Origin of the sequence: Sphingomonas sp. PL20, assembly GCF_017875905.1 — a bacterium.
In the GTDB taxonomy this organism is placed as follows: domain Bacteria; phylum Pseudomonadota; class Alphaproteobacteria; order Sphingomonadales; family Sphingomonadaceae; genus Sphingomonas; species Sphingomonas echinoides.
This window is the reverse complement of record NZ_JAGINH010000001.1, coordinates 13738-38792: the sequence shown is the minus strand read 5'-3', so window position 1 is coordinate 38792 and position 25055 is coordinate 13738. Positions and strand designations below refer to the sequence as shown.

Genomic DNA, 25055 nt, shown 5'->3' with positions numbered 1-25055 from the left:
CGTGATCAGTCCTTGGTTTGCCGGGGCAGCGAGGGCGCCGGCAGATATTGGAGACAAAGGGTGGGAAGGATTAGCACCACAGCGATCAACGCCATGAGGCGGTAGAGATCGGCGATCGCCAAGGTGGTCGCCTGCACCTCGAAGCGTTCGAGCAAGCTATGTGCGTCGCCCAGACCGCCGAGCCGACCGGCACGGTCGACCATGCCACGCGTGTGCGCTGCACCTCGGTCGATCAGACCCTGCTGGATGATGACGCTGCCCAGGATCGTGGCGATCGAGCGGAGCATGTTGACGAGGCCGGACACGAACGGTCCTTCCATCGGTGCTGCCACTCCTGTGATAAGAAAGAGGAGCGGGATGACCACCAACGGCTGCCCGATGGTCTGGCAGACCTGGACGGTCCAGAACTGCTCCACCATCCATTCGCTGGTCACATAGCTGCCGAGAAAGCAGCCCACGGCGACGATGAACAGGCCGAGCGCCATCAGATGGCGGGCGTCCAGCCACTTCTTGTATAGAAGTGCCGAGATGATCGGCGCCAGCACGAGCTGCGGCAAACTGACAATCAAGCCAATCGGCGCGATCTCGCGCGGGCGGAAGCCCTGAACATGGACGAGCTGGTCGGCCGGGAGCGCGGAGCTTGCCAGCAGCACGATGAGAATGCTCATGAACACGATGAAGGCGAGCCAGAAATTGCGCCTCTCCAGCAACTGGAGTTTGATGAATGGAAGGTGGTGGAACCACTCGCTGATCAGGAAAGTCGCGAACAGAGCGGCACCGCTGATGAGGGCGGCGGCGATGGCGGGCGAGTGAAGCCAGTCCAGGCGCTCGCCTTCCAGCAAGCCGATGGCCAACAGCGCCAGTCCCAGCGGCCCGGTCGCAAACCCGAGCCAATCGATCTCACGAAAGCGCTCGGTGCGCACCGGGTCCTGCGGCAGGCCCCACCAAACCGCCCAGAGAGCGAGCAGGCCGGCCGGGATGATCTGCCAATAGACCAGACGCCAGTCGCCGAGATCATCCACCCAGGCGGACGCAAGCCAGGTGGCGAGGTTGGGCGCGAAGGTTGCCGTCAGCGAGTACAGGCCGAGCCCGTGCAGCTTGATGGAAGGGGGCAGGAAGCGCAGCGCTGCGGTCATCAGCAGCGGGATCATTGCTCCGCCCAGCAGGCCTTGCAGCGCGCGGAGCGTCAGCAGCGAGCCGTAATCCGGCGCGAGCGGGAGCAGCATGCCAAGGGCCAGGAATCCAGCTACCAAGCCGAGGTGGAAGCGGCGGAACGAGAGGGTGACCGCGAACCAGGCAGCGATCGGCATCGCCGCAAGTTCGGCCGCGGTATATACGGTACCAAGCAGATGACCCGCATCGGCGCCAAGGCCGAGGGCGCCTTGCACATCCGTAAGGCCAAGCGCTCCGACCCTGTTGTTGAGGCCGGACATCATCGCGGCGATGAGGACGCCCGTTAGGCCCGTGGCAAGCTTAAGACCGAATGGAGCGGGCGGCGGAGCGCCGACAGGTGGCCCATCAAGCGATGGAGGCGCGTGGGTGATGGTAGTCACGAGGACTTCCCGACTGGTGCGGCGGGCGGCACCCAGCCACCGCCGAGCGCTTTGTAGAGGCTGGTCACCGCCACCGCGTGGGCCGCGCGGGCATCCGCCAATTCTACTTCGCGCTCCAGCTCGGCGCGCTCAGCGATCAACACGTCGTTATAGCCGGTGGCGCCGCTGCGATAGCGCCGCTCGGCGACATGGACGGCAATACGGCTTTGCTCGACGCCCTGCTGGGCCGCCGCGTAGCGGGCGCGTTCAGCGCGCATCGTCTCCAGGGCATCATCAATCTCGTGCCAGGCGCGCAGGACGGTGGCGCGGTAACGGATCGCCGCTGCCTGCTGGTCGGCCTCGACAAGCTGAAGCTGTCCCTTGAGGCGCCCGTTCTCGAAGATCGGCAGGTGCAGGCTGGGTCCGACGATGAACTGTCGCGCGCTCCAGCCTGCGAGGTCGGACAGGCCGAGCGCCTGCGTGCCGAAGCTTCCGGCCAGGGTCAGGCTCGGATAGAAGTCCGCCTTGGCGACACCGATGCGCGCCGTGGCGGCGTGTAACGCCGCTTCGGCGGCCAGGATATCGGGACGTGCACGCGCCAGATTGGAGGAAAGGCCCCCTGCGAGATCATCCGGCACGGTGACAAGTTCGGCAGCGGTCGACGCGAGAACGGTGTCGAGTGCATGCGGCTCCTGCCCGCAGAGCAGAGCGAGGGCGTTGCGCGCCGCAGCTGCTTCGCGAACCGTGCCGGGAATGCTGGCCTCGATCGCGGAGAGCTGAGCGGCTGCGGTCGCCGCGTCATACTGGCTGGCAGCGCCCTGCTGCTGGCGCTGCCGTGCGATCTCCAGCCCACGGGCCACCGTGCCGCGGTTGCGCTTCAGCACCTCGAGCCGGGCTTCGGCACCGCGGAGGGTCGCATAGACGCGTGCGACTTCAGCGCTCAGCGAAACCTGGAGCGCCTGCTGGTCATAGAAGGAGGCCTGAGCGTCGGCACGCGCAGCTTCACGATTGCGGCGGTTCTTGCCCCAGAGATCGATTTCCCACGACGCATCCACGCCGACTTGGAAGAGATCGTAAGCAGGTGAGCCGTTGCTGCCTGGCAGTGTCGTCGCACCGAACGGGTTCGAACCACCGGCGGCATCCGACGCGGGAGCTTCCGCTCCGGTCAGACCGAGGATACCCTTTGAGCTTGCCCGTTCCCGCATGTAGGACGCTGCCGCACCCGCACGCGGGCCCAGGTCGGCGCCGGCAATGCGCAAGGCGGCGCGGCTTCGCTGCACGCGCGTTGCCGCTTCCTGGATATCGAGGTTTCCCGCCAGCACCTGTTGTTCGATGGCGTCGAGGACTGGATCGCCAAATGCCTTCCACCAGTCCGCTGCGATGGGCCTGGTTGCGGCAAGGTCGGTGTTGATGGACGTAGAGGTCGCAGCAGGCGGCGGTGTCACTGTGGGACGGGAGAAATCCGGCCCGACAGTGCACGCCGCCAGCATCGACGTCGCGAGCAGGGCGATAAGGCGCCCAGTGCGGCCAGCAGTTGAAGCATGGCCAGTCATCCCTGCGCCGCTTCCTTTTTGGCGCCGCCTTTCAGCTGCTTCATGAACGTTCCGAAGTGCGGGAAGAGGTCTGCAAACAGCGGCTCGCGGCGATGGCGCAGCATGACCTCGCTGAACAGCTTCAAACCGATGGTGAACTCGGCCACCTCTTCTTCCGGCAAGACGCCACCACCTCGAACGCGCTCGATCAGTTGGAAGAGTTCGTCATGGTTGGTCACATCAAAGCTGAGACCCTCAGGATGGATCGCCGGAGGATCGGTCGCGAGGCTCTGGACGGTAATGCGATAAGAATGAGGCATGTGCGAATCCATCAGTTGATAGAATCAAGTGACATGGTTGCTTGATAGTGTCAACTGATATGGTATGATGAGTCATGGACGAATTGGTCAGCCTCCTCGGGGAAGTCTCCGCCGCCTTTCAGGCCCGCCTTCAGGAACTTGGGGCTATCCGGGTATTGGGGCTAGCGCCCTTTCAGGGGCGATTACTCGCAATCCTTCACCGGCGTCCCGGCAGCTCCCAGCAGGAGTTGGCCGCGTGGACAGGGCGTGACAAGGCGCAGATCGCACGCACGATCAAGGAACTGGAGGCCGCTGGCCTGCTTGCCCGCACCGCGCATGAGTCCGATTGGCGATCACATCGATTGAGCCTGACCGGCGATGGCGAGCGAGCGTGTGCTTTGTTGCTGAAAGAACGTGCCGCTCTCAGCGCCGCGGCAATGGCAAATCTGTCAGTGGAAGAGCGTCACCTGATGGCTGGCGCCCTTAGCAAGATGAAACAGCAACTCGACAATCTCGATGCCGGCGAGACGAACCACTCAAGCAGCGAGTAGAGAAGGAAAGAACCTTAGCCATCACAGCCGGGGCCCCGTATGTGGCAATCTACGCGATCTACGTGTCACAACCGGACGGTTTGACAACTTTACCCCCTAGCTCATCCAACGGCTTGCAGGGGTCAGAACGACCCCCAGAATGTCGGCTTCCGAAAACGGCAAATTGCCTCCGTTATGACCGCCTTTGGCTCGACAACCGGCAGGTCATACGCCGGAAGCCGCCATACGACCGAGCCGCAAGGAACGGCAGATTTTTCCCAAACCACATTATTCCCGACGGCTGTCCGACAAACAGGTGTTTGCCGACACCTGAGCGGGTCTGTCGGCGCTTAGCGTATATCTGGGTCCGTTCTATGTACTGACCCCGGATATGGCGCGGATGGTCTCGGGTCTCGCCGCTGACACGGTCGGGGCGATGATCCGCCGACTTGAGCACAGTGCAGATCAAGGCAAAAATGGACTTCGCACGGCCAATGACGTCGTTCTCGGCCATTTTCGTCGTTTATCGATCGCCAAGGTCTGGGGCGATGGCGTCACCGCTTCCAGCGAAATGATGAGTATCTGTAGTGGCTTGCAATGATGCGCGGCCGGAACTGCAATAAAGGACGGTTTCCGGCTCACATTGCGTGAGACGGAAGGGCGCGGCAGACGCAGTTTCGTTGAGACGCAAATCACATTCGGTGCGACGGACGTGAGATGTTCGGCGATGGGCGCAGGATCGCGGACACGGCGGTCAAAGCGGCAATCCTGCTGCTCGCATATCGTCGGTCAGTTCGCGCGCACGAGCCGGGTCGAGTCCGCCCCGGAGCAATTGGCGGATTTCCGCCGGCTTGGCGTAGAACTGGTCCGCCAGGCTCTTCGTGTCGTAGCCGTGGCGGGTAAGCTGAGGTTCGAGGTCGTCGATCTGGCGTGAAAGCACACCCTCGACGGTCGCGGCGTCGATCGGTTTCACGCTGGCCTCGAACCCTGCCTCGAACGCCCGCACAAGATGACGGCCGATCTGGAGCGGGGTCTTGAGCTTGGCGGCGAGCAGGATCGCGGCATCCTCGGTCAGCACGGCATCGGGCTCAATCCCCGGCGACAGCGCAGTGCGCAGCGCCCAGTCGATGTAATCGCGCTGACGGTCGCGCAGACCGCCAAACTCGAACACCGTCGTCCGATCGCCGATTTCCTCCATAAGAGGGCGCTTGAGGTCGTTGCGCAGCTTTGGATGGCCGACGAGGATCACGGCAAGTTGACCGCCGCCCTCGGTGACAAGCTCGACGAGGCGCTTGAGCGCGGTCAGCGTTTTGGGATGGAGGTCGTGCGCGTCGTCGACGAACAGTGCGACCGGCCGCTTGGCCTTGCGGAACAGCTCCTGCAAATCGCGTTCGCGCCGTTCCGACTGGCTGGGGATCGAGACGGTCTTCTCCGACGAGAGGTCGTAGAACAGGGCCGCGACCAACAGCGGTACCGATATCTTGGCCTTCTCCAGGCTGAGCGCGCGCGACACGATCACGCGCCCCTCGCGCTCCAGCTCTTCGCGCAGTCGCCGCGTCAGCACGGTCTTGCCCGAGCCGATGGTGGCGGTGAGCGCAACTAGGCGTCCGCCATTAATCGCAGTCTTCAGATCATGGGTGAGCTGGGCATGATGCTCGGTCTCGAAGAAGCCGAGATCGACCGGAGGCCGGGCCAGTCCGTAATAGCGCATTACCTCGGTTTGCATCAGCCGCTCCGTCTATGGCCGGGCGGGAATCGCCTGCGGATTTCTTCCATCACCTCGGGCCTGGAGAGCGTGCGCGCGAGCAGCGCGTCGATGAAGGCGCGGTCCTCCTCGCAAAGCCCGCCCAGGGGCAGGCGCAACTCCTCGGATATGGCGAAGCGTGCCTTGAGCGGCGTGGCGAAGGTGAGTTCGCCGAACGGGTCGGGATCGGCAAATGGCCGGGCCGGCACAGGCGCGATCCCATCGGCAGGCTTGCGACCGATCACCACGATGTCATTCTCGCCCGTCAGGACCGAGCGGGGAATCCCGATTTTCGTTGCCAGCGCATCAACCCGATCCGCGCGAATCTCACGCCGGCTCTTGCGATGTTTGCGGTAGCGATGCAGCGGCACCGGCCCTCCGACCGGATCGAACGGTCCGTACCGCTCGTCGCCATATTCAACCCATAGCTCCTGGTCGAACAGCCCCCACCAGACGACGACCGTTTCGCCGGCCACCTCGGACGTGACCTCATAGGTAACGCCAGCGACGGTCAGGCGGCAGTCGAGCCCGACCTTGCGGCGTTCGGGCTCGCGGGCGAATGCACAATAGCGCTCCCAACCGCACATGGCGCGAATGCCGCCGTCGGGCAGATGCCCGAGCCAGTCGTCGATCCGGGAATGCGGCTCGCGACGATGATCGCCACCGTTGTAGGTGGCGATGTAGCGGGCCAGCCAGCGATTGGCCTCTTCCTCACTGGTGGGTTCGTGGAAGTGGTACAGCGTCTCGTGCGCTTCCTTGACGGTGCGGAACGGTCGCTCGACCTTGCCTTTGGCGCGCGCGGTAGTGCGGCGTCCGTCCGACCCTGCCGGCATGTGCGGGGTGACGGTGATCCCGAGACATTCCATGACCCGCTTGAACACGCTCGATTTGCCGACCGGGCCGCCATCGAGCTGGATGTTCTCCGGAATGCCTTCGAAGGGATTGTCCTCCTTCGGCGCCATCGCCCGGAACAGGAAGCGCAGCGCCGCCTCGGCATCCTCGCCGTAAACCAGCGCATATTCCTGATAGACGACGCCCGACCGGTCATCGACCACCGAGAACAGCATCAGCGTCGGTGCGCCGCCCCGATCGGGATCGATCCAGGTCGGGGCTTTCAACTGTTTGAGGTCCGACGGGCTCATGTCGAAATGCCAGAGCATGTTGGCGCGTTCGGCCTGATAGCGCACCGCAGTCGGCTCGCGCGTCATCCGCTCGGTGTCGTACCCGCGTTGCCGCATGTGGCGATTGAGCGTCGAGGCCGCCAAGCGCCCTGACGGCAGCTTCACCAGACCGCGATCGGGGGTCTCGACGCCGTGTTCAGTGACGATTTCGAGGATACGTTTCGTCGAGAGGCGACGACCCTGCCGGTTGGTCGTGCGGCTCTTCATCGCCGCGACGACCTCGCACCACCACTCAATCTCGTCGGCAGGCATCGTCCGCGACAGACCACGATCGGCGCGGTGCGCGTCCTTCGGACGCCTCTCGCCGCGCAACAGCCGGTAGAGCGTGGCGCGGCTGATATCGTAGAGTTCGGCGGTCGATGCCATCAGCGGCTGCCGCTCAGGATGCCTCGCCGGAAGTGCCGCCAATCGACGCCGGAGCGTCACGATCGCCTCAATGGGGACCGTGACGCCCGCGCTCATTACGCAGCCTGGCTTTGTAGTTGCCGACTGGGACCAGCATCGAGCAACGCCTGCCCCGGCGCCTTGGGAGTGCCGTCGCCGTTGACGTAGACATAGAGCGTGGTGGTCGTGATTCCGAGCCGCTTGGCGACATCGGCTGCGACGGCACCCCGATCGGACATCGCCGCCATCGCCATCGTCAGCGTCGCCCGGTTCATCTTGCGCGGCCGACCGCCCATGCGACCGCGCGCGCGCGCCGCAGCAAGGCCGGCATGGGTGCGCTCGGCGATCAACTCGCGCTCGAACTCGGCGAACGCCGCGAAGATGCCGAAAGCGAGACGGCCATTGGCAGACGTTGTGTCGATCTGCGCGCCGGCACCGGCCAGGACCTTCAACCCGACCCCGCGCGACCGGAGATCCTCCGCCGTCGTCACGAGGTGACGCAGATCGCGACCGAGCCGGTCGAGCTTCCAGATGACGAGCGTGTTGCCTGGCTGGAGCGCCTTCAGGCAGGCGGTGAGTCCCGGCCGGGCATCATGCCGACCCGAGGCCATATCCTCATAGATGCGGGATGGATCGATGCCGGCCGCGAACAGTGCGTCGCGCTGCGGCTCCAGCGTTTGCGTGCCGTCCGACTTGGACACCCGGATATAGCCGATGAGCAATGCGTACCCCGCCAGAAAAGATCACCGGCATGGTGCAAGATGGCGCTGGTTTTCACAACGGGTTTTCTTGCTGTTTTCGGGCAGCCGGAAGCGGCATCGCCCGACCGCGAGAAAACCGCTCGTTTTCCTGGCGGTCCCGGCATCGGTTTCCGGCGATCAGGCTGCGCTACGGTTTTCCACCGCCTTGCAAATTCTTTCTGCTGTCGCCTTGAGCACCTGTTCCACCAAAGCCTGGGAACCGAGCGGTAAATCCGAGGATTTGAATTCGGATACTAATCGCGCGCAGCCGTCGGCCCAACTTCGCCTCAACTCCGTCAATCGCTCCGACAGGTCGCCTGTGCGACCATCAACGGCTGCCTGGGCCTCTCGCTCGAGTTCGGCGGCAGCGCGCAGCACGTGCACGAGCTTTGCTTTCATGGGCTCAGGCAACTCGGGTAAATCGCCATGGGGATGGCTGCCGGAGGCCATCATGGCCTGGTTCCGTTCCGAAACCTCCTCCATGATTCTGGCATAACGCTCAAACCCGGGAAAGCGGTCACACAGATCGCGTAACGCCCGGTCGCTTGCAGTGGTGTAGATGGCGTGCAGGTCCTGCATGTGGCCGATCATATGATTGGCCAGCGCGATCCCGGTGATTCCCTGCGCTTCAAGCTGGCGGACCCGCAGGTTAATGGCGGCAGCGATCCGGTTGGCATCGGTCATCTCGCACCCGTCCTTTCGCTGCAGCATCGTGAGCACGTCGCCTTCGACTGGAGGCAGCACCGCGTGATTGCAAGCGTCGTGCGGAGCGGACCATGCCTGCGGTCTGTCATGGCTTAGCAACCTCACAGGTCGAAAGGGCCACGAAGTCGCAACGTCATGGCGTGTCCGCGATCCTGCGCCGATCGCCGAACATCTCGCGTCCGTCGCACCGATTGTGATTTGCGTCTCAACCAATGTGAGCCTGCCGGCCCCTAACGTCTCACCCAATGTGAGCCGGAAACCGCCCTTTATTGCAGTTCCGGGCGATCATCATTGCAAGCCGCTACAAGTACAGGCCGAGCCCGTGCAGCTTGATGGAAGGGGGCAGGAAGCGCAGCGCTGCGGTCATCAGCAGCGGGATCATTGCTCCGCCCAGCAGGCCTTGCAGCGCGCGGAGCGTCAGCAGCGAGCCGTAATCCGGCGCGAGCGGGAGCAGCATGCCAAGGGCCAGGAATCCAGCTACCAAGCCGAGGTGGAAGCGGCGGAACGAGAGGGTGACCGCGAACCAGGCAGCGATCGGCATCGCCGCAAGTTCGGCCGCGGTATATACGGTACCAAGCAGATGACCCGCATCGGCGCCAAGGCCGAGGGCGCCTTGCACATCCGTAAGGCCAAGCGCTCCGACCCTGTTGTTGAGGCCGGACATCATCGCGGCGATGAGGACGCCCGTTAGGCCCGTGGCAAGCTTAAGACCGAATGGAGCGGGCGGCGGAGCGCCGACAGGTGGCCCATCAAGCGATGGAGGCGCGTGGGTGATGGTAGTCACGAGGACTTCCCGACTGGTGCGGCGGGCGGCACCCAGCCACCGCCGAGCGCTTTGTAGAGGCTGGTCACCGCCACCGCGTGGGCCGCGCGGGCATCCGCCAATTCTACTTCGCGCTCCAGCTCGGCGCGCTCAGCGATCAACACGTCGTTATAGCCGGTGGCGCCGCTGCGATAGCGCCGCTCGGCGACATGGACGGCAATACGGCTTTGCTCGACGCCCTGCTGGGCCGCCGCGTAGCGGGCGCGTTCAGCGCGCATCGTCTCCAGGGCATCATCAATCTCGTGCCAGGCGCGCAGGACGGTGGCGCGGTAACGGATCGCCGCTGCCTGCTGGTCGGCCTCGACAAGCTGAAGCTGTCCCTTGAGGCGCCCGTTCTCGAAGATCGGCAGGTGCAGGCTGGGTCCGACGATGAACTGTCGCGCGCTCCAGCCTGCGAGGTCGGACAGGCCGAGCGCCTGCGTGCCGAAGCTTCCGGCCAGGGTCAGGCTCGGATAGAAGTCCGCCTTGGCGACACCGATGCGCGCCGTGGCGGCGTGTAACGCCGCTTCGGCGGCCAGGATATCGGGACGTGCACGCGCCAGATTGGAGGAAAGGCCCCCTGCGAGATCATCCGGCACGGTGACAAGTTCGGCAGCGGTCGACGCGAGAACGGTGTCGAGTGCATGCGGCTCCTGCCCGCAGAGCAGAGCGAGGGCGTTGCGCGCCGCAGCTGCTTCGCGAACCGTGCCGGGAATGCTGGCCTCGATCGCGGAGAGCTGAGCGGCTGCGGTCGCCGCGTCATACTGGCTGGCAGCGCCCTGCTGCTGGCGCTGCCGTGCGATCTCCAGCCCACGGGCCACCGTGCCGCGGTTGCGCTTCAGCACCTCGAGCCGGGCTTCGGCACCGCGGAGGGTCGCATAGACGCGTGCGACTTCAGCGCTCAGCGAAACCTGGAGCGCCTGCTGGTCATAGAAGGAGGCCTGAGCGTCGGCACGCGCAGCTTCACGATTGCGGCGGTTCTTGCCCCAGAGATCGATTTCCCACGACGCATCCACGCCGACTTGGAAGAGATCGTAAGCAGGTGAGCCGTTGCTGCCTGGCAGTGTCGTCGCACCGAACGGGTTCGAACCACCGGCGGCATCCGACGCGGGAGCTTCCGCTCCGGTCAGACCGAGGATACCCTTTGAGCTTGCCCGTTCCCGCATGTAGGACGCTGCCGCACCCGCACGCGGGCCCAGGTCGGCGCCGGCAATGCGCAAGGCGGCGCGGCTTCGCTGCACGCGCGTTGCCGCTTCCTGGATATCGAGGTTTCCCGCCAGCACCTGTTGTTCGATGGCGTCGAGGACTGGATCGCCAAATGCCTTCCACCAGTCCGCTGCGATGGGCCTGGTTGCGGCAAGGTCGGTGTTGATGGACGTAGAGGTCGCAGCAGGCGGCGGTGTCACTGTGGGACGGGAGAAATCCGGCCCGACAGTGCACGCCGCCAGCATCGACGTCGCGAGCAGGGCGATAAGGCGCCCAGTGCGGCCAGCAGTTGAAGCATGGCCAGTCATCCCTGCGCCGCTTCCTTTTTGGCGCCGCCTTTCAGCTGCTTCATGAACGTTCCGAAGTGCGGGAAGAGGTCTGCAAACAGCGGCTCGCGGCGATGGCGCAGCATGACCTCGCTGAACAGCTTCAAACCGATGGTGAACTCGGCCACCTCTTCTTCCGGCAAGACGCCACCACCTCGAACGCGCTCGATCAGTTGGAAGAGTTCGTCATGGTTGGTCACATCAAAGCTGAGACCCTCAGGATGGATCGCCGGAGGATCGGTCGCGAGGCTCTGGACGGTAATGCGATAAGAATGAGGCATGTGCGAATCCATCAGTTGATAGAATCAAGTGACATGGTTGCTTGATAGTGTCAACTGATATGGTATGATGAGTCATGGACGAATTGGTCAGCCTCCTCGGGGAAGTCTCCGCCGCCTTTCAGGCCCGCCTTCAGGAACTTGGGGCTATCCGGGTATTGGGGCTAGCGCCCTTTCAGGGGCGATTACTCGCAATCCTTCACCGGCGTCCCGGCAGCTCCCAGCAGGAGTTGGCCGCGTGGACAGGGCGTGACAAGGCGCAGATCGCACGCACGATCAAGGAACTGGAGGCCGCTGGCCTGCTTGCCCGCACCGCGCATGAGTCCGATTGGCGATCACATCGATTGAGCCTGACCGGCGATGGCGAGCGAGCGTGTGCTTTGTTGCTGAAAGAACGTGCCGCTCTCAGCGCCGCGGCAATGGCAAATCTGTCAGTGGAAGAGCGTCACCTGATGGCTGGCGCCCTTAGCAAGATGAAACAGCAACTCGACAATCTCGATGCCGGCGAGACGAACCACTCAAGCAGCGAGTAGAGAAGGAAAGAACCTTAGCCATCACAGCCGGGGCCCCGTATGTGGCAATCTACGCGATCTACGTGTCACAACCGGACGGTTTGACAACTTTACCCCCTAGCTCATCCAACGGCTTGCAGGGGTCAGAACGACCCCCAGAATGTCGGCTTCCGAAAACGGCAAATTGCCTCCGTTATGACCGCCTTTGGCTCGACAACCGGCAGGTCATACGCCGGAAGCCGCCATACGACCGAGCCGCAAGGAACGGCAGATTTTTCCCAAACCACATTATTCCCGACGGCTGTCCGACAAACAGGTGTTTGCCGACACCTGAGCGGGTCTGTCGGCGCTTAGCGTATATCTGGGTCCGTTCTATGTACTGACCCCAGATGGGCGGGACCGGCATAGCGCATCGGCTTGCCGGTTTTCACGTCACGACCGATCAGCAGGCCGTGATCGTCGTTGAGGGCTTGGGCTTCCCCGGCTGTGGCAAAGCGGGCCGAACCATGCGTGTCGGCGCTATCACCATAGTCGAACCGGCGAAGCAGGGGCAGGACGAACATCCAGGCCGTGACCAGGACCACGGCACCGCTGATCCCGAACACGCCAAGCTGAGCGACAGCGCCGTTCTTATCGAGGCCGAAGTACCAGATCGCCAGCATCAGCAGGAGGAATAGCGCCACGAACAGCACCATTGCGAACAGGACCACGCCGATGATGTGCCGGGCGAACCGGAAAGGGGCGAGCAGGATGCCGAACAAGGCCCACATCGGGTTGGCACGGGCGGTGCGGGCGAGATTACGGGTGGCGCGCGCAAGGCCCATGCTACTTCCCCAGCGGGAGCGTAATGACCGGGGCGTCGTTACGCTCGGAATATCTCAAGATCAGAATATGATAGCGTTCTGCAAAGGCGAGCACATCAAAAACCCGGTCTTTCCTGATCGCTCGGTTCCAATGCTTGCAGCGTGCGGATCGGAGCAAGCATCCTCGCCAGCGCGTCGGACAGGTCTTGGATGCGACATTCAAGGTCTGCCGCCAGGTCGAACATTTCTTCGGCCATGACCGGATCGGCGTGCGCCTCATTGACGAAGCGCATGGCTAACCCGTGCAGGCGCAGCAGGTCGTGCCGCATCTCCGGTGCATTGAAATTATCGCCTTTGAGGTGATCGCGCATCGCGTCCAGATCATCCACCGTCCGCAGCAAAGGGCCTGTGTCGAAGGACGCAATCTGTTCATTCCGATCGACGGTTTTGGGCATCACGTCGTCCGTTGAATAGGCGTGATCGGCAGGGACCGATCGGCGTCGGGATGATCGAGCAGCCGGAGCAGGATTTGCGACACGAGGGGAGGGGGCACGCCCTCATCCAACATCATCCCGAAAAACGCATCGTCGTTGTGCGTAGGGATCATGTCCTCGATGACCAGGTTGGCGCGCGAGTCCGCCATGTCCTCGTGCCACATCGCGATTTCCGTTGGCGTGCCGCGCACGAAATCCATCGCGCGGACCTGGCGGCGGATTGCCTCGATATCGAAATCGCTCACTGCGCTTCGCTCCCTTCCGCTTCCGCATCGAACGCCCGCTTGCCGCGCCGCTTCCACAGCGCCAGCACGTCGCCGGCATCGTCGCCGCGACCACGCCCCGCTAGATCGAGCAGCGCCCCGTAGAGGGTGGCGCGATCGTCGTCGGTCAGCTCGACCAGTCCGGCTTTCTGGACCAGCCCGCCTAGCTCAATCAGATGGCGCGTTCGCTCGCGACGTTGCACGACCCAGCCCCTGCTATCCGTTCGGCGTTGTGCCGCTTCCGCCCGCAGCGTTGCCGCCCGGTTCAGTCGCAGCGCCCGATCCGTCGATTGCAGCGGCGCCGCCACCTTTGCGCCCACGCCGTTGAAAGAAGGCAGCGCCCTTCGCGCGCCATGCCTCCTTTGCGCCCGCATCTTTCGACCCGGTCGCATCGAGCAGCACGCCGGCGAGGGTTTCCGCGTCGAACGCATCGGCCCCGGTTGCGGTGACGAGCTGGCCAAGTTGTTCGACCCGCTTCGCTTTGAGTGAGCGGGCCTTGTCGTTCAGCGCGCGCAGCTCCGCGTCGTAATCTCTGACCTTGCGCATGACAGACCTCAGATCAGTGCGAATACGAGATGGAGGATCGCCGCTGTTTGGGCGATCGTATGCGGTCCGTCGATCCGGCCTAGCACGGTATTCAAGGTGCCTTCGGTGATCTTGCCACCGTGGATTGCGGCGACCTGTGTGTTGGACGTGCTGCGATACACCTTGCCGTTTTCGATGCGGGCAAGCTGGGTATTGCTCGTGCCTTGGAACACCTTCACGCCATCGATCTTGAGAAGCTGCGTGTTCGAGGTGCCACGATAGACCTTGTTCGCGTCGATTCGTGCGATCTGGGTATTGGTGGTCCCTTCGTTCAGCTTCATTCCATCGAGCGTTGCGAGCACCTTGTTGCTGCTGCCTTCATATACTTTCGTAGCCATCGCTCATCCCCAGGTGGATCGTCGCCGCCAACTTAGCGCGCTGGGTCGGTAGGGGGAAGACCATCACATCGCAAACCAGCACCAAGTCAGTCACGAGGAGCGCAGCGAGTTTGAGTGCGCGCTTATACGTCGTTGCCGACGTGCGCTAAGTAGGGCAGTGTGCAGAGCGTCATGGCGATCTACCACTTCTCCGCCAAGGTTGTGAGCCGCGCAAACGGATCGAGCGCCGTTGCGAGCGCCGCCTATCGCTCCGCATCCGAGCTGCACGACGACCGGCTCGGGCGCGATCACGACTTCAGCAACAAGGCGGGCGTCATCCACTCGGAGGTGATGTTGCCGGAGGGTGCGCCGGAGCGTTTAAACAACCGCACTACACTGTGGAACGAGGTCGAGGCCGGCGAGAAGCGGAAGGACGCGCAGCTTGCCCGCGAGGTAGAGTTTTCGATTCCGCGTGAGATGACGAAGGAACAGGGCGTCGCGCTCGCCAGGGATTTCGTGAAAGCGCAGTTCATCGATCGCGGGATGGTCGCGGACCTCAACGTGCATTGGGACAAGGCGAAGGACGGCACGCCCAAGCCGCACGCGCATGTCATGATGACGATGCGCGAGGTTGGACCGGAGGGGTTCGGGAAGAAGAATCGCGACTGGAACTCGACCGAGCTGTTGAAGGACTGGCGCGAGGCGTGGAGCGCGCACGTCAACGAGCGCATGGCTGAGTTGGGTTTCGAAGGCCGGATCGACCATCGCAGCTATGAGGCGCAGGGCATCGCGCTGGAGCCGCAGCACAAGATCGGACCCGCAGCATCGCGGCGACCGGAACAGGGGCTTGAGGCCGAGCGGATCGAGGATCACACGCGCATCGCGCGGGAGAACGGCGAGAAGATCATCGCCGATCCCAATGTCGCGCTGGACGCCATCACCCGTAGCCAAGCGACGTTCACCACCCGCGATCTTGCCACGTTCGCGTTCCGGCACAGCGACGGCAAGGAGCAGTTCGACCAGGTGATGGGAGCGGTTCGCGGATCGCCCGAGCTGGTCGCATTGGGGAAGGACGGGCGTGACCAGGAGCGGTTCACGTCCCGCGACATGATCGCGGTGGAGAACCGGCTTGAGCGCGCGGGCGACGAACTGGCGGGCAGGGTTGGGCATGGTCTCCCGGCGCAAGCAATCGAGGGGGCGATCACGCGCGCCGGGAGTGAAGGACTCGTGCTCGGGGAAGAACAGCGAGCCGCATTGGAGCATATAGTAGGTCCGAGCGGCATCGCCAATGTGATCGGCTATGCCGGCACCGGCAAATCGGCCATGTTGGGGGTGGCGCGCGATGGATGGGAACGGGCGGGTTACACCGTGCGCGGCGCGGCTTTGTCGGGCATCGCTGCCGAGAACCTTGAGGGCGGGTCCGGCATCCAGTCCCGCACGATCGCCAGCCTTGAACACGCATGGGGGCAAGGGCGCGAGCAGCTAGGCCCCAAGGACGTGCTGGTCGTGGACGAGGCAGGCATGATCGGCTCGCGCCAGATGGAGCGCGTGTTGAGCCAGGCGCGCGATGCCGGAGCCAAGGTCGTGATGGTGGGCGACCCCGAGCAGTTGCAGGCGATCGAGGCGGGCGCGGCGTTCCGCAGCGTCACCGAGCGGCACGGCGCGGCCGAGATCACCGAGATACGCCGGCAGCGCGAAGACTGGCAGCGCGACGCCACGCGTGCGCTGGCGACCGGGCGCACCGGCGAGGCGATCCATGCCTATGACGGTAAGGGCATGGTCCACGCGGCCGACACGCGCGAGCAGGCGCGGGGCGAGCTGGTCGATGGCTGGGATCGCGCGCGCCAAGCCGAACCGGGCAAATCCCGTGTTATCCTCACCCATACCAACGCCGAGGTCCGCGAGCTGAACGAGGAGGCGCGCGGCCGACTTCGCGCGACCGGCGACCTTGGCGACGACGTGACGTTCAGCGCCGACCGGGGGACGCGCGCGTTCGCGAGCGGCGACCGCTTGATGTTCCTGCGGAACGAGCGGTCGCTAGGGGTGAAGAACGGGACGCTCGGCACGATCGAGCAGGTGTCGGCCGAGGGCATGAAGGTTCGGCTCGACAGCGGCGCGCACGTCGCGTTCGACACCAAGGATTACGCCCATGTCGATCACGGCTATGCGGCGACGTTCCACAAATCGCAGGGCGTGACAGTCGATCGCGCGCACGTCCTCGCTACCCCCGGCATGGACCGCCACAGTGCCTATGTCGGCATGTCGCGGCACCGCGACGACGTGCAGCTCCATTATGGTCGCGACGACTTCGCCGATCAGCGCCAGCTCGCCCGTGCCTTGTCGCGCGACCGGGGCAAGGACATGGCCGGCGATTATGCGGTCCCCGCGCAGGACCAGGTCCGCGCGTTCGCCGATCGGCGCGAGATCCGATTCCCGGAACTCGCGCGTGAAATGGTGGCGAAGGTCCGCGACAAGGCGCGGGGCATGTTCGACGGCTTCCGGCCGAAGCCGGCGACCGAGAAAACGACGTCGCCGGAGCGTGTCGCGGCCGATCGGCCGCTAGTGCCCTCGCAGGCGCGCGCGATCGAACGCTATGGGCGCGCCGCAGCGGATATAGGCCGGATGCGGGAGAAAGGGCTGCCGGTACTGGCGCATCAAGAACAGGCGCTGGCGAAGGCAGGCGATGCGCTCGACCAGACCCGGCCCAATGCTGCGCGTGACCTTGCCAGCGCGATCGAGCGCGACCGCCGGCTTGCGCGTGATGCGGCCGAGGGCAACACGGGCGGCGCGGCGAAGGCGATGGAGACGGAGCGCCAGGTCCGCATCGACCCGGAGAAGCGCGCAGGCCGGTTCGTGGAGCAGTGGCAGGGCATGAAGGAGGCGCGGGCCAGCATGGAGCGCGCCGGTAATCGCGCGGGCGCGGAGAAGCTGGGCAAGCGCATGGAAGGCATCGCGGGCGGGTTGCACCGCGACCCGCAGCTCGAATCCGTGTTGCGCCGTCGCGCGCCCGAGCTGGCGTTGAGCATGGAGCGGGGGCGGTCGATCGGGCAGGAATTAGCGCAGTCGGTCAGCATCGGGCGGGACCGCGATCGCGGCATGAGCCGGTAGGAGCAGGGATGACGGACGAAGCGGAGTATGACGGCAGCGACGCGGCGGCCGAGGCGTTGGCGGAGGTCCGGGCCGAGGTCATGCTGTTGCGGCGGGCGATCGAGGGGCTGACGGCCGAGCGCGGCGCGATCGACATGCCCGACTATTCCGAGACTCTAGGGCGGATGCAGCAGGGCGTGGACGCCACAGCCGACCGGATCGCGGTCATAAACGACGTGATCGCGCGGAGTCCGGCGCTGGCGATGACGCCCGAGCAGATGGCGCAGCGGATTGCGGCAGCGGGCAGCGCCGCGAGGCGCGAGGATCAGGCGGCGCTCGCCAAGGCGGGAGAGGACAAGGCCCGCGTCATGGCCGAGCTTCGCACCATCGCCGGGTCCGCATGGACGCGAGCCGACCAAAAGAACCGGCAGCTATGGTTCGGCGTGGGTGGCGTTGCGATCGGCATTGTCGCGTGGGCGATCGTGCCGGGCCTCGTTGTGCGCGAGATCGCGCCGACGAGCTGGCATTGGCCCGAGCGAATGGCAGCCAGCACGCTAGACATGCCGATGTGGGACGGCGCGCGCCGGCTTGCGGGCGTGAGTCAGCCCGAGGCATGGAACGCGATGCTCACAGGCGCGCTAATCGTTCAGGCGAACCGCGAGGCGATCGAGCGGTGCAGCAAGGCAGCGAGCAAGGCCCGCGAGCTGGTGCGATGTACGGTCAGAGTTGGACCGGACAGCGGGCAATAAAATTCTCGGCTGCGGCGCTGGCCAGCAAGATGTTCGGCAGACGGTGTTCATTCCGCTGGAGCGAGTTCTTTCGTTCGACGCCCCTTACGCCGGTTGAGCGAGAAGCCCGCGACGATCGCGACCGCCATGAGAAGCTGGGCGACAATGGATTGCCAGGTGGGGAACACGCCCAACATCGACAGGCGAGGCGCATCGGCGATCGGCGCTATGTCAATGATCCCGGCCTCTTGTAGCGCCGCGACACCCTTGCCGGCGAGAACGACGGTCAGCCCCGCCATCAGCCACGAACTATAGGCGAAGAACTTGGCGATCGGGAGCTGGCGGCTGTAGCGCAGCATGGCCCAGGCGATCACGCCGAGCACCGCGACGGCCGCCCCCGCCCCGGCAAGCAGCGCGCCGCCATTCCCTTGCGTCCACAGCGCCGCGTAGAACAGGATCGTCTCGAACACCTCTCGATAGACCACCACGAACGCGAGACCGAACAGGAACCAGGCCGAGCGGCCCGACAGGGCGTGCGTCATCTTTTCGCGAATATAGCGCTGCCATTGGTCGGCTTGCGCCTTGCCGTGCATCCATATCCCGACCGAGAGCAGGACCACGGCCGCGAACAGCGACCCGAACCCTTCGGTCAGCTCCCGGCTCGCGCCGCTGATCCCGATCGCATAGGTGGCGATCGCCCACGTCAGCAACCCGGCCGCAAGCGCACCGGCCCATCCGCCATGCACATAGGGCAGCACTTCCGATCGCTCCGCTTTCCGCAGGAACGCGATCATGGCGACGATGATGAGCAAGGCTTCCAGACCCTCGCGGAGCAGGATCGTGAACGCGCCCAGGAACGTCGATGCGCTGCTGGATGCGCCAGGAGCGAGCGCCGCTTCGGCATCATCAAACAGGCTATCGAGGACGAGAGTGCGGTTCGCCAGATCGTCGGGAGCGGCACCATGATCGACCGCCGCGCGATATTCGCCCATCGCGCCCTCGATCCGGGCAAGCAGCGTCGCGTCGCGCGCGCCGAGCGTCGGCTCGACCGGCTCGAACCCGTCGAGATAGGCCGACAGCGCCAGTTCCTTCGCGGCGCGACGATTACCCTTGCGGGCGGCGTCGAGACTTGCCGCCAATTTTTGGCGGACAAGCGTAAGCGACGCCGGAGCCTGTTCGATCACGGCTTCGGGATGGCGGCGCAGATAGGCCATGACTGCCAACGCCCGCTTCTCGCCGATACCGTTCGCGAGCGAGGCGGGTGTGAGGCTCACCAGCGTTTTCAGGTCTGGAACACGCTGGCGCAGCGATGGATCGGCCTTCCACAGCCGTTCGCCTTCGCGCGCCTGTTCATCGGTGAGCGCGAAGCTCCCCGCGCGGAACGCCAGCGCCCAGCGATCCCCGCTCGGCAGATCGGCAAAGCTCTGCATCGCCGTCCCGTCGATGCCTTGAGTGATGACCTGATAGAGCGCGAACACGCTGCGCTGGCGCGCGCGTGCGGCATCGGTGAACGCGATAGGCGGGGTTGAGAGCTTGGCGGCGTCCGGGCCGCGCCCGTCTCCCGTCGCACCGTGGCAGGCCGCGCAGGTGGAACCGAACAGGGCCGCGCCCCGCTCGAAATTGGGGGGCGAAGCGGGTGCGAGCGGCACCGGATAGGCTTGCAGCAAATCGGCCGCCAGTCCGTGAGCGAGCTTCGCGACCTCTTGGGGCGTGCCCTTCCGGGCGATTAGGGTTCGCAGACGTGCCGCGCCCGAGAGCAGCGCCGCCCGTTCCGGCCTGGGCGGCAGCGTGGCGAGCCGCGACGACACGGAGCTGGCGAACTCCGTCATCTCGGCATATTCCGATGCGCTCTTGACCCTCCCACCCCCGACCGCGCCGCCATAATCGACGGCCACATAGTCAAGCAGCTGCCACGCGGTCTGCACATCGTTCGGATTGGCAACGGGCGCCGCGTGGAGGCCGGCGGGCACCGCGAGAAGGAAGAGCAGTGCCGCGAGGACTCTCGTCAGGCTGAGGAACACGATGATCTCCCAAGCGCGGCGGTACGCAAAATTATGATGGGTGAGCGTCGGGTCGCCGGGGGTCCTTTCATAACGATAGTCGAAGTCGAAGCAAGGCTTTTGCGACTGTATCGCATTAGCACGTTACCAAGGAGAGCGATGAGGCAGATCAGCAAGCTGCCTCGCCTAAAGCGAAGTCCCGCTTTTCTGGATCGGTGCTCGATGCGATCAGGCCATCGTCAGCAAACGTGCTTAAGTTGCTCTGGCAAGGGATAGGGCTACGAGCCGCGTATCCTCTAGCAATGGAGGAGAGCCACAATCACGATGCCTAACCCTAACTCTTGGCTCGACACAGTGGTGCTCGGCTGGTTTGCGCTGACCGCGCTTTCCGTTGCCTATGTTGCCTGGGACGCGTTCAACCGAAATCCCGAGCTCAAGATCATGAAGTGGGGGTGGCTCCTTGTTACCCTGTACGGCGGACCGCTGTTCGCGGTCGCCTACGTCTTGTCGTGCCAGAAACCGCCTGAGGTAAGCCATGAGGACTTTGTCAAACCGCTGTGGAAACAAGCGCTTGGCTCTTCGATCCACTGCATGGCAGGCGATGCGACCGGTGTGATTGCAGCGGCGACGCTCAGCCTGACCTGGGGCTTTCCGATGTGGCAGGATGTCATCGTCGAGTATGTATTCGGGTTCGCGTTCGGCCTGCTCATTTTCCAGGCGTTGTTCATGCGCGACATGGCGGGCGGCTCTTATTGGGGGGCGCTTCGCATGTCATTCATCCCTGAATGGCTTTCTATGAATGCCGTCATGGCCGGGATGATTCCGACGATGGTGTTGCTGATGAGCAGGGACATGGCGTCGATGCATGCGACATCAATACGCTTTTGGGCCGTGATGCAGCTAGCGACCGGCGCGGGCTTCGCAGTCGCCTATCCGATCAACCTCTGGCTTGTCGGCGTTCGGTTGAAGCACGGCATGGGAACGGTACGCGCACTCGGCAACGGTGGCCACGACGTTACGGCTGAAAAGGCGGCCACGCCCATGTCTGGAAGGGCGCACGGCACGATGTCAGGCATGGACGGTATGGCAGCAGGCTCTGGCGCGACCCCGCCTCAGATCGTCGCAATGACGGTGTTGACGCTGATATTGCTGGGCGGCGGCGGCATCATCGCGACGCTTTTCGGGCGGTGGACGATGTAAGCATCCCGAGGCGGAGCTCTAGGGCAAGGGGCAATCGCCCGGAGCGCGTATTACAAAGTGGGCGGGGATCAACGGAGAACGATCGATGCATCAGATGGACCCCGAAATGCAGGCGTGCATGGACGCTTGCCACGAATGTCATGTGACCTGCCTTCACATGGCGATGAACCATTGCCTGGAGGCCGGCGGCAAGCACGCGGCGCCCGAGCATATGAAGATCATGGCCGACTGCGCCCAGATTTGCGCTGTCACGATCGACTTCATGGCGCGCAAGTCGGCGCACCACCAGCATATCTGCCGCGAGTGCGCCGAGATCTGCCGGGCGTGCGCGGCGAGCTGCGAAGGGCTCGACGGCATGGAGGATTGCGTGGCAGCGTGCCGCAAGTGCGCCGACGCTTGCGACAAGATGGCGGCCTGATCCTCGCTCGCGCGGGCGGTTCGCCGCCCGCGCCATCAACGTCACCGACTAACGCCCTATTCGGGCAATGACGTCGAAAAGCTCGACGGTGAATTCCGTCAGTAGCCCGATCGCCGCGCCTCCGAATACGAGCAGGCAGATCCCCAGGGCGATCAGCTTGGGCACGAAGCTCAGCGTCTGTTCACTGATCGAGGTGGCGGCCTGGATCATGCTGATGATCAGCCCGACAATCATCATTGGCACGAGCAATACGACGCAGATGAGCGCCAAGACCACGAGCATCCTGCCCGACTCGTCGAAGAGGATCGATTGATCCATCAGCGCGAGAAGCCGGGAGGCGCGAGGACCGCCCGGCTCGCCATCACATCCCCGATGCCGGTGGGGCCAGCGTCCCGAGCCACGCAACAAGACCGAGGACGGCAACGACACAGGCGGTTTCGACCGCCAGGCTTGTTCGCAGCCCGCGCAGCGCGCGCCCATGATCGTCCGCGGCGATCGATCGCTCGAATGCCGGCGTGAGCCGGAAACGGTTGAGGGAGGCGAGCCCCAGCATGGCGACGAACAGCGCCAGCTTGACGATCAGGAGCTGACCGTAGAGCGTCGTCGGGAGGGCGGTGACGTTGCCGATCCCGACCAGCACCCAACCGTTGACCAGGCCGGTGACGACGATCGTGCCGACCACGACCGTCCCAACCGCGCCGAACCCATGCAACGCCCGGTGCGTCAGTTCCAGGTGCGCCGCGTCGACGCGCGGCGCGGGCCGGGAGACGAGCAGGACCAGCCCCAGCAGCGCACCGACCCATGCACCCGAGGCGATCAGGTGGAGAATGTCGGCGATGAGGTGGACCCAGCCCATCGCCGCTTCGTCCATCGCGCCATGTCCAGTCCACGCCAGCGTCGCGAGCGCGACGGCCGAACACAGCGCGACCGCGGCCAGCCAGACGCCGCGACCGGCCGCGACCAGCGCCGCCAGCATCGCAAGGGCGAGCATGACCATGCGGAGCTTCCATGCCGCCCCGATCGCGGAGCCGGTGAGCAACGCACCGACCGCTTCATGGTCGATCGGCCATGTCGGCGTCCCAGCCATCGAGGAGGCCATCAGTACGACCCAGGCGGCCGAGAACAACAGGCTCAGGGCGGCGCTGGTGACGAGCCAGGGACGCAGCGCAAGCGCGTCGCCGCGCTCGCGTGTCCGCAGCCCATAGAGGCTGAATGCGGCAAGGCCGAACAGCGCCGCCAGCGTCAGGTAGAGCGCGACGCGGACGCCGATCAGCGACCAGTCTCCCATCGGCTCACTTCACCGTAAAGGCGTAGCTGCCGGCGACCTTGTGCGTGTCTGTCGACACGATGTGCCAGTCGACGGTGTACCGCCCAGCGGACAGCTGCCCCTTGGGCGTAACCACCAGCGTACGGCCATCCGCGGCGAGTACCGCAGTGCTCGGCATCTTCATTGCCGCCATCCCGGGCATCGCTGCCATCGTCAGATCGGCCTTGGAGAACGCGACCATGAGCTTTTCGCTGAACTGGAGTTTAATCTGTGCCGGCTTCGCCACGGTCGCATTGGCGGCAGGGCTGGCGGAGAGCAGCTTGGGATGGGCGTTAGCCGTGCCCGCAAACGCGACAAGTGCGGTAGCGGCAATCAGGAATGGTAGGCGGCGCATGGAGATCTCTTTCGTGTCAGTGGTCCTTCTCCTTCATACGCGGCTTCATCGGCTACCCCTCAGATCGCTTCATCGCAGACAGTTTCACTCAAATCGGTCGTGAGATGCAATGGCATCAGATCGGCAGCTCACAACATCTTGTGGGCGACAGCAGCTTGTTGCGCACGTGCAACGTCATCTCGAAGCCGGTTGCGGTTACCTGGCCAGCAAGCGTCTCAGCTGTACGCCCGGACGCTCGTAAGCGCCGGAGGGGGCACCATGAGGGGTTAGGGCTTCGCTCGCGTAACAATGCTAGAGGGTGGAGTGAACGATATGGACGACCTCGACGCGATGTTGACCAGGCTGGCGCAGACGCCGTTGCCGAGCAGTGTCGACGCAATAGAAGCCAGGGTACTCGCGCGTATTGCCGCACGACCTGTAGCGAGCGCCAGCATGGGCATCGGGGCGATGACGACCGCAGCGGCGCTCGTCTTAGGCATCGTTGGCGCAGGGATTCCCGCACGCGAGGCGCGTGCAACGACCCCCCTGTCCCCCTTCGGGCCGACGTCGCCACTGGCACCCTCGACCTTACTTGTCGGTACGCCGTGAGCGGGCGCGCCCGGCTGGCGATAGGTGTGATTGCGTGTTTCATCGCCGCGATCAGCGGTGTGTTTGTCGGGCGGGCGCTGCTCCCTTCGAAGACTCCACCCGGAACCGAGTTGCACGAGGTGCTGCATCACAAGCTGGCGCTGGATGCGAACCAGCAGGCGCGCGTTAAAGTGCTGGAGCAACGGTTCGCGGTGCAGCGGCAGGCGTTCGAGCTAGAAGTGAGAGCCGATAATGCGCGGCTGGCCGAAGCAATCGAGACCGAGCATGGTAACGGCCCCCGCGTCGCCGCCGCGGTCGATCGGAGCCACGCCGTGATGGGCGAGCTACAGAAGGCGACGCTCGCCCACGTCTTTGCCATGCGGCAGCTTTTGCGGTCCGACCAGACCGGACAGTTCGACCAGGCGGTGGTCAAGGCGCTCACCGACGATCACCATTAAGCCTGGGCGGTGAGCCTCGACTGGAAAACGCTGTCCGAAGCGGAGCTTGCGACACTTTGCATCGCCGGCCGAGGGACAGCGTTCGCTGAAATCATGCGCCGAAACCGGCGGCCGATTTTCCGGGTAATCCGCGCTTGTGTGGGCGAGACGGACGAGGCGCTCGACCTGTTGCAGGAGACGTTCATCGCCGCGCACCAGGCAATGCACCGCTACGATTGTGAGCGGCCCATGCGCACTTGGCTGTCGACGATCGCGATCAATAAATGCCGTGATTGGGGGCGGAAGCGAACTGTTCGGCGCTTCCTGTCACTTGCGACGCCGATCGGCGCCGAAGCGGAGGCCGTGGTGGACAATCAGGCGGCAACCGATGACGCGGTCGGCGATCGGCAAGAGCTGGACCGCGTAGCAAGGGCTATCGCCCGCTTGCCTGCGACGTTGAAAGAGCCGTTGGTGCTTCGTACCATCGAGGGGCTCAGTCAGGCAGAGACGGCCGCCATATTATCGATCAGCGAAAAGGCGGTGGAGACCCGGCTGTACCGCGCCCGGGCAAAGCTCCTGGAGAATTTAGGCGGGCGCACCGCCTGAGCAAAGCGAAGCTACATCGGGCAGCTAGCCGCTTCGCTCACGCAACTTAGGTTTCTGAAATTCGATAATCCGCGCACCTTCGCGCACCAGTGCGAATGTGAGTGAGGGGTCAGGCTGC

Annotated in this window: 30 protein-coding genes; 10 read left to right on the top strand and 20 right to left on the bottom strand. The window is 64.5% G+C overall.

Annotated elements, in window-relative coordinates:
- Positions 1 to 5: 5 nt before the first annotated feature.
- From H4W01_RS00225 to H4W01_RS00215, 3 genes are read right to left on the bottom strand one after another with little or no spacing between them, the layout of a single operon-like run.
- A complete protein-coding gene (locus tag H4W01_RS00225; RefSeq protein ID WP_209609314.1) occupies positions 6 to 1553 on the bottom strand; it encodes an MFS transporter in 1548 nt (515 codons plus the stop codon).
- Entirely contained in the window at positions 1550 to 3022 is a 1473-nt protein-coding gene (locus H4W01_RS00220) for an efflux transporter outer membrane subunit (RefSeq protein WP_209609306.1), read from the bottom strand. The genes H4W01_RS00225 and H4W01_RS00220 overlap by 4 nt, the downstream gene beginning before the upstream one ends.
- Positions 3023 to 3081: 59 nt before the next feature.
- Entirely contained in the window at positions 3082 to 3384 is a 303-nt protein-coding gene (locus H4W01_RS00215; RefSeq protein ID WP_209609303.1) for a DUF3861 domain-containing protein, read from the bottom strand.
- A gap of 74 nt (positions 3385 to 3458) precedes the next feature.
- Between H4W01_RS00215 and H4W01_RS00210 the strand changes: the two genes are divergently transcribed.
- Together H4W01_RS00210 and H4W01_RS00205 are read left to right on the top strand one after the other, a co-directional pair.
- A complete protein-coding gene (locus tag H4W01_RS00210) occupies positions 3459 to 3914 on the top strand; it encodes a MarR family winged helix-turn-helix transcriptional regulator (protein ID WP_209609301.1) in 456 nt (151 codons plus the stop codon).
- A gap of 370 nt (positions 3915 to 4284) precedes the next feature.
- Entirely contained in the window at positions 4285 to 4494 is a 210-nt protein-coding gene (locus tag H4W01_RS00205; RefSeq protein ID WP_209609312.1) for a Tn3 family transposase, read from the top strand.
- 153 nt (positions 4495 to 4647) lie between these two features.
- Here H4W01_RS00205 and H4W01_RS00200 read toward each other — a convergent pair whose 3' ends face one another.
- The 7 genes from H4W01_RS00200 to H4W01_RS00170 all read right to left on the bottom strand — a co-directional run bounded on the left by H4W01_RS00200 (position 4648) and on the right by H4W01_RS00170 (position 11262).
- Positions 4648 to 5619: an ExeA family protein gene (locus H4W01_RS00200; RefSeq protein ID WP_126849568.1), complete on the bottom strand. Its 972-nt coding sequence runs from the start codon at positions 5617 to 5619 to the stop codon at positions 4648 to 4650.
- Entirely contained in the window at positions 5619 to 7280 is a 1662-nt protein-coding gene (locus H4W01_RS00195) for an IS481 family transposase (RefSeq protein WP_126849569.1), read from the bottom strand. The genes H4W01_RS00200 and H4W01_RS00195 overlap by 1 nt, the downstream gene beginning before the upstream one ends.
- A complete protein-coding gene (locus H4W01_RS00190; RefSeq protein ID WP_126849570.1) occupies positions 7280 to 7924 on the bottom strand; it encodes a recombinase family protein in 645 nt (214 codons plus the stop codon). The genes H4W01_RS00195 and H4W01_RS00190 overlap by 1 nt, the downstream gene beginning before the upstream one ends.
- Positions 7925 to 8080: 156 nt before the next feature.
- Positions 8081 to 8626: a hypothetical protein gene (locus H4W01_RS00185; protein ID WP_126849571.1), complete on the bottom strand. Its 546-nt coding sequence runs from the start codon at positions 8624 to 8626 to the stop codon at positions 8081 to 8083.
- 322 nt (positions 8627 to 8948) lie between these two features.
- Positions 8949 to 9431, bottom strand: coding sequence for an MFS transporter (locus H4W01_RS00180; protein ID WP_209609308.1), 483 nt, complete (start codon positions 9429 to 9431; stop codon positions 8949 to 8951).
- Complete coding sequence (locus H4W01_RS00175) at positions 9428 to 10900, bottom strand: efflux transporter outer membrane subunit (protein ID WP_209609306.1); 1473 nt, start codon at positions 10898 to 10900, stop codon at positions 9428 to 9430. The genes H4W01_RS00180 and H4W01_RS00175 overlap by 4 nt, the downstream gene beginning before the upstream one ends.
- A gap of 59 nt (positions 10901 to 10959) precedes the next feature.
- Positions 10960 to 11262 (bottom strand): DUF3861 domain-containing protein, encoded by a 303-nt coding sequence (locus H4W01_RS00170; RefSeq protein ID WP_209609303.1) that lies wholly within the window; start codon positions 11260 to 11262, stop codon positions 10960 to 10962.
- A 74-nt stretch (positions 11263 to 11336) separates the two neighbouring features.
- On the opposite strand from H4W01_RS00170, the gene H4W01_RS00165 reads away from it, so the two are divergent.
- Entirely contained in the window at positions 11337 to 11792 is a 456-nt protein-coding gene (locus tag H4W01_RS00165; protein WP_209609301.1) for a MarR family winged helix-turn-helix transcriptional regulator, read from the top strand.
- Positions 11793 to 12121: 329 nt separating this feature from the next.
- Here H4W01_RS00165 and H4W01_RS00160 read toward each other — a convergent pair whose 3' ends face one another.
- From H4W01_RS00160 to H4W01_RS00135, 6 genes are all read right to left on the bottom strand, one after another.
- The gene (locus H4W01_RS00160; protein WP_209609298.1) at positions 12122 to 12595 is read right to left on the bottom strand and encodes a hypothetical protein; all 474 of its coding nucleotides are present in this window, start codon (positions 12593 to 12595) and stop codon (positions 12122 to 12124) included.
- A gap of 95 nt (positions 12596 to 12690) precedes the next feature.
- Positions 12691 to 13029 (bottom strand): transposase, encoded by a 339-nt coding sequence (locus H4W01_RS00155; RefSeq protein WP_209609296.1) that lies wholly within the window; start codon positions 13027 to 13029, stop codon positions 12691 to 12693.
- Positions 13029 to 13313 (bottom strand): hypothetical protein, encoded by a 285-nt coding sequence (locus tag H4W01_RS00150; protein WP_209609294.1) that lies wholly within the window; start codon positions 13311 to 13313, stop codon positions 13029 to 13031. The genes H4W01_RS00155 and H4W01_RS00150 overlap by 1 nt, the downstream gene beginning before the upstream one ends.
- Entirely contained in the window at positions 13310 to 13534 is a 225-nt protein-coding gene (locus tag H4W01_RS00145) for a conjugal transfer protein TraD (protein WP_031393026.1), read from the bottom strand. Before H4W01_RS00145 ends, H4W01_RS00150 begins: the two co-directional genes overlap by 4 nt.
- A 13-nt stretch (positions 13535 to 13547) precedes the next feature.
- Complete coding sequence (locus H4W01_RS00140; protein ID WP_209609292.1) at positions 13548 to 13877, bottom strand: conjugal transfer protein TraD; 330 nt, start codon at positions 13875 to 13877, stop codon at positions 13548 to 13550.
- Positions 13878 to 13885: 8 nt separating this feature from the next.
- Positions 13886 to 14254 carry a hypothetical protein gene (locus H4W01_RS00135; protein ID WP_209609291.1) on the bottom strand — a complete coding sequence of 123 codons (369 nt, stop codon included), beginning with the start codon at positions 14252 to 14254 and terminating at the stop codon, positions 13886 to 13888.
- A gap of 171 nt (positions 14255 to 14425) precedes the next feature.
- Between H4W01_RS00135 and traA the strand changes: the two genes are divergently transcribed.
- Together traA and H4W01_RS00125 are read left to right on the top strand one after the other, a co-directional pair.
- Positions 14426 to 17341: a Ti-type conjugative transfer relaxase TraA gene (traA, locus tag H4W01_RS00130; RefSeq protein WP_209609289.1), complete on the top strand. Its 2916-nt coding sequence runs from the start codon at positions 14426 to 14428 to the stop codon at positions 17339 to 17341.
- Between the two features lie 8 nt (positions 17342 to 17349).
- Entirely contained in the window at positions 17350 to 18069 is a 720-nt protein-coding gene (locus H4W01_RS00125; RefSeq protein WP_209609287.1) for a DUF6118 family protein, read from the top strand.
- Between the two features lie 47 nt (positions 18070 to 18116).
- Here the strand turns inward: H4W01_RS00125 and H4W01_RS00120 are convergent, their stop codons facing one another.
- On the bottom strand, positions 18117 to 20072 hold the full coding sequence (locus tag H4W01_RS00120) for an FTR1 family protein (protein WP_209609353.1): 1956 nt from the start codon (positions 20070 to 20072) through the stop codon (positions 18117 to 18119).
- Positions 20073 to 20402: 330 nt separating this feature from the next.
- Here H4W01_RS00120 and H4W01_RS00115 point away from each other — a divergent pair, with 330 nt between their 5' ends.
- A complete protein-coding gene (locus tag H4W01_RS00115; RefSeq protein ID WP_334685090.1) occupies positions 20403 to 21248 on the top strand; it encodes a DUF4396 domain-containing protein in 846 nt (281 codons plus the stop codon).
- Positions 21249 to 21342: 94 nt separating this feature from the next.
- Entirely contained in the window at positions 21343 to 21666 is a 324-nt protein-coding gene (locus tag H4W01_RS00110) for a four-helix bundle copper-binding protein (RefSeq protein WP_334685089.1), read from the top strand.
- A 48-nt stretch (positions 21667 to 21714) separates the two neighbouring features.
- On the opposite strand, the gene H4W01_RS00105 is transcribed toward H4W01_RS00110, so the two are convergent.
- The 3 genes from H4W01_RS00105 to copC are packed head-to-tail and all read right to left on the bottom strand — an operon-like array spanning position 21715 to position 23327.
- Positions 21715 to 21984, bottom strand: a complete 270-nt coding sequence (locus H4W01_RS00105; RefSeq protein WP_209609283.1) for a flagellar biosynthetic protein FliQ — start codon at positions 21982 to 21984, stop codon at positions 21715 to 21717.
- A gap of 43 nt (positions 21985 to 22027) precedes the next feature.
- A complete protein-coding gene (copD, locus tag H4W01_RS00100; RefSeq protein WP_209609274.1) occupies positions 22028 to 22954 on the bottom strand; it encodes a copper homeostasis membrane protein CopD in 927 nt (308 codons plus the stop codon).
- Positions 22955 to 22958: 4 nt separating this feature from the next.
- The gene (copC, locus tag H4W01_RS00095) at positions 22959 to 23327 is read right to left on the bottom strand and encodes a copper homeostasis periplasmic binding protein CopC (RefSeq protein WP_209609273.1); all 369 of its coding nucleotides are present in this window, start codon (positions 23325 to 23327) and stop codon (positions 22959 to 22961) included.
- Between the two features lie 312 nt (positions 23328 to 23639).
- On the opposite strand from copC, the gene H4W01_RS00090 reads away from it, so the two are divergent.
- The 3 genes from H4W01_RS00090 to H4W01_RS00080 are packed head-to-tail and all read left to right on the top strand — an operon-like array spanning position 23640 to position 24937.
- Entirely contained in the window at positions 23640 to 23915 is a 276-nt protein-coding gene (locus H4W01_RS00090) for a hypothetical protein (protein WP_209609271.1), read from the top strand.
- Positions 23912 to 24352 carry a periplasmic heavy metal sensor gene (locus H4W01_RS00085; RefSeq protein WP_209609269.1) on the top strand — a complete coding sequence of 147 codons (441 nt, stop codon included), beginning with the start codon at positions 23912 to 23914 and terminating at the stop codon, positions 24350 to 24352. The genes H4W01_RS00090 and H4W01_RS00085 overlap by 4 nt, the downstream gene beginning before the upstream one ends.
- 9 nt (positions 24353 to 24361) lie before the next feature.
- Complete coding sequence (locus tag H4W01_RS00080; protein ID WP_209609267.1) at positions 24362 to 24937, top strand: RNA polymerase sigma factor; 576 nt, start codon at positions 24362 to 24364, stop codon at positions 24935 to 24937.
- The last annotated feature ends 118 nt before the right edge of the window (positions 24938 to 25055 follow it).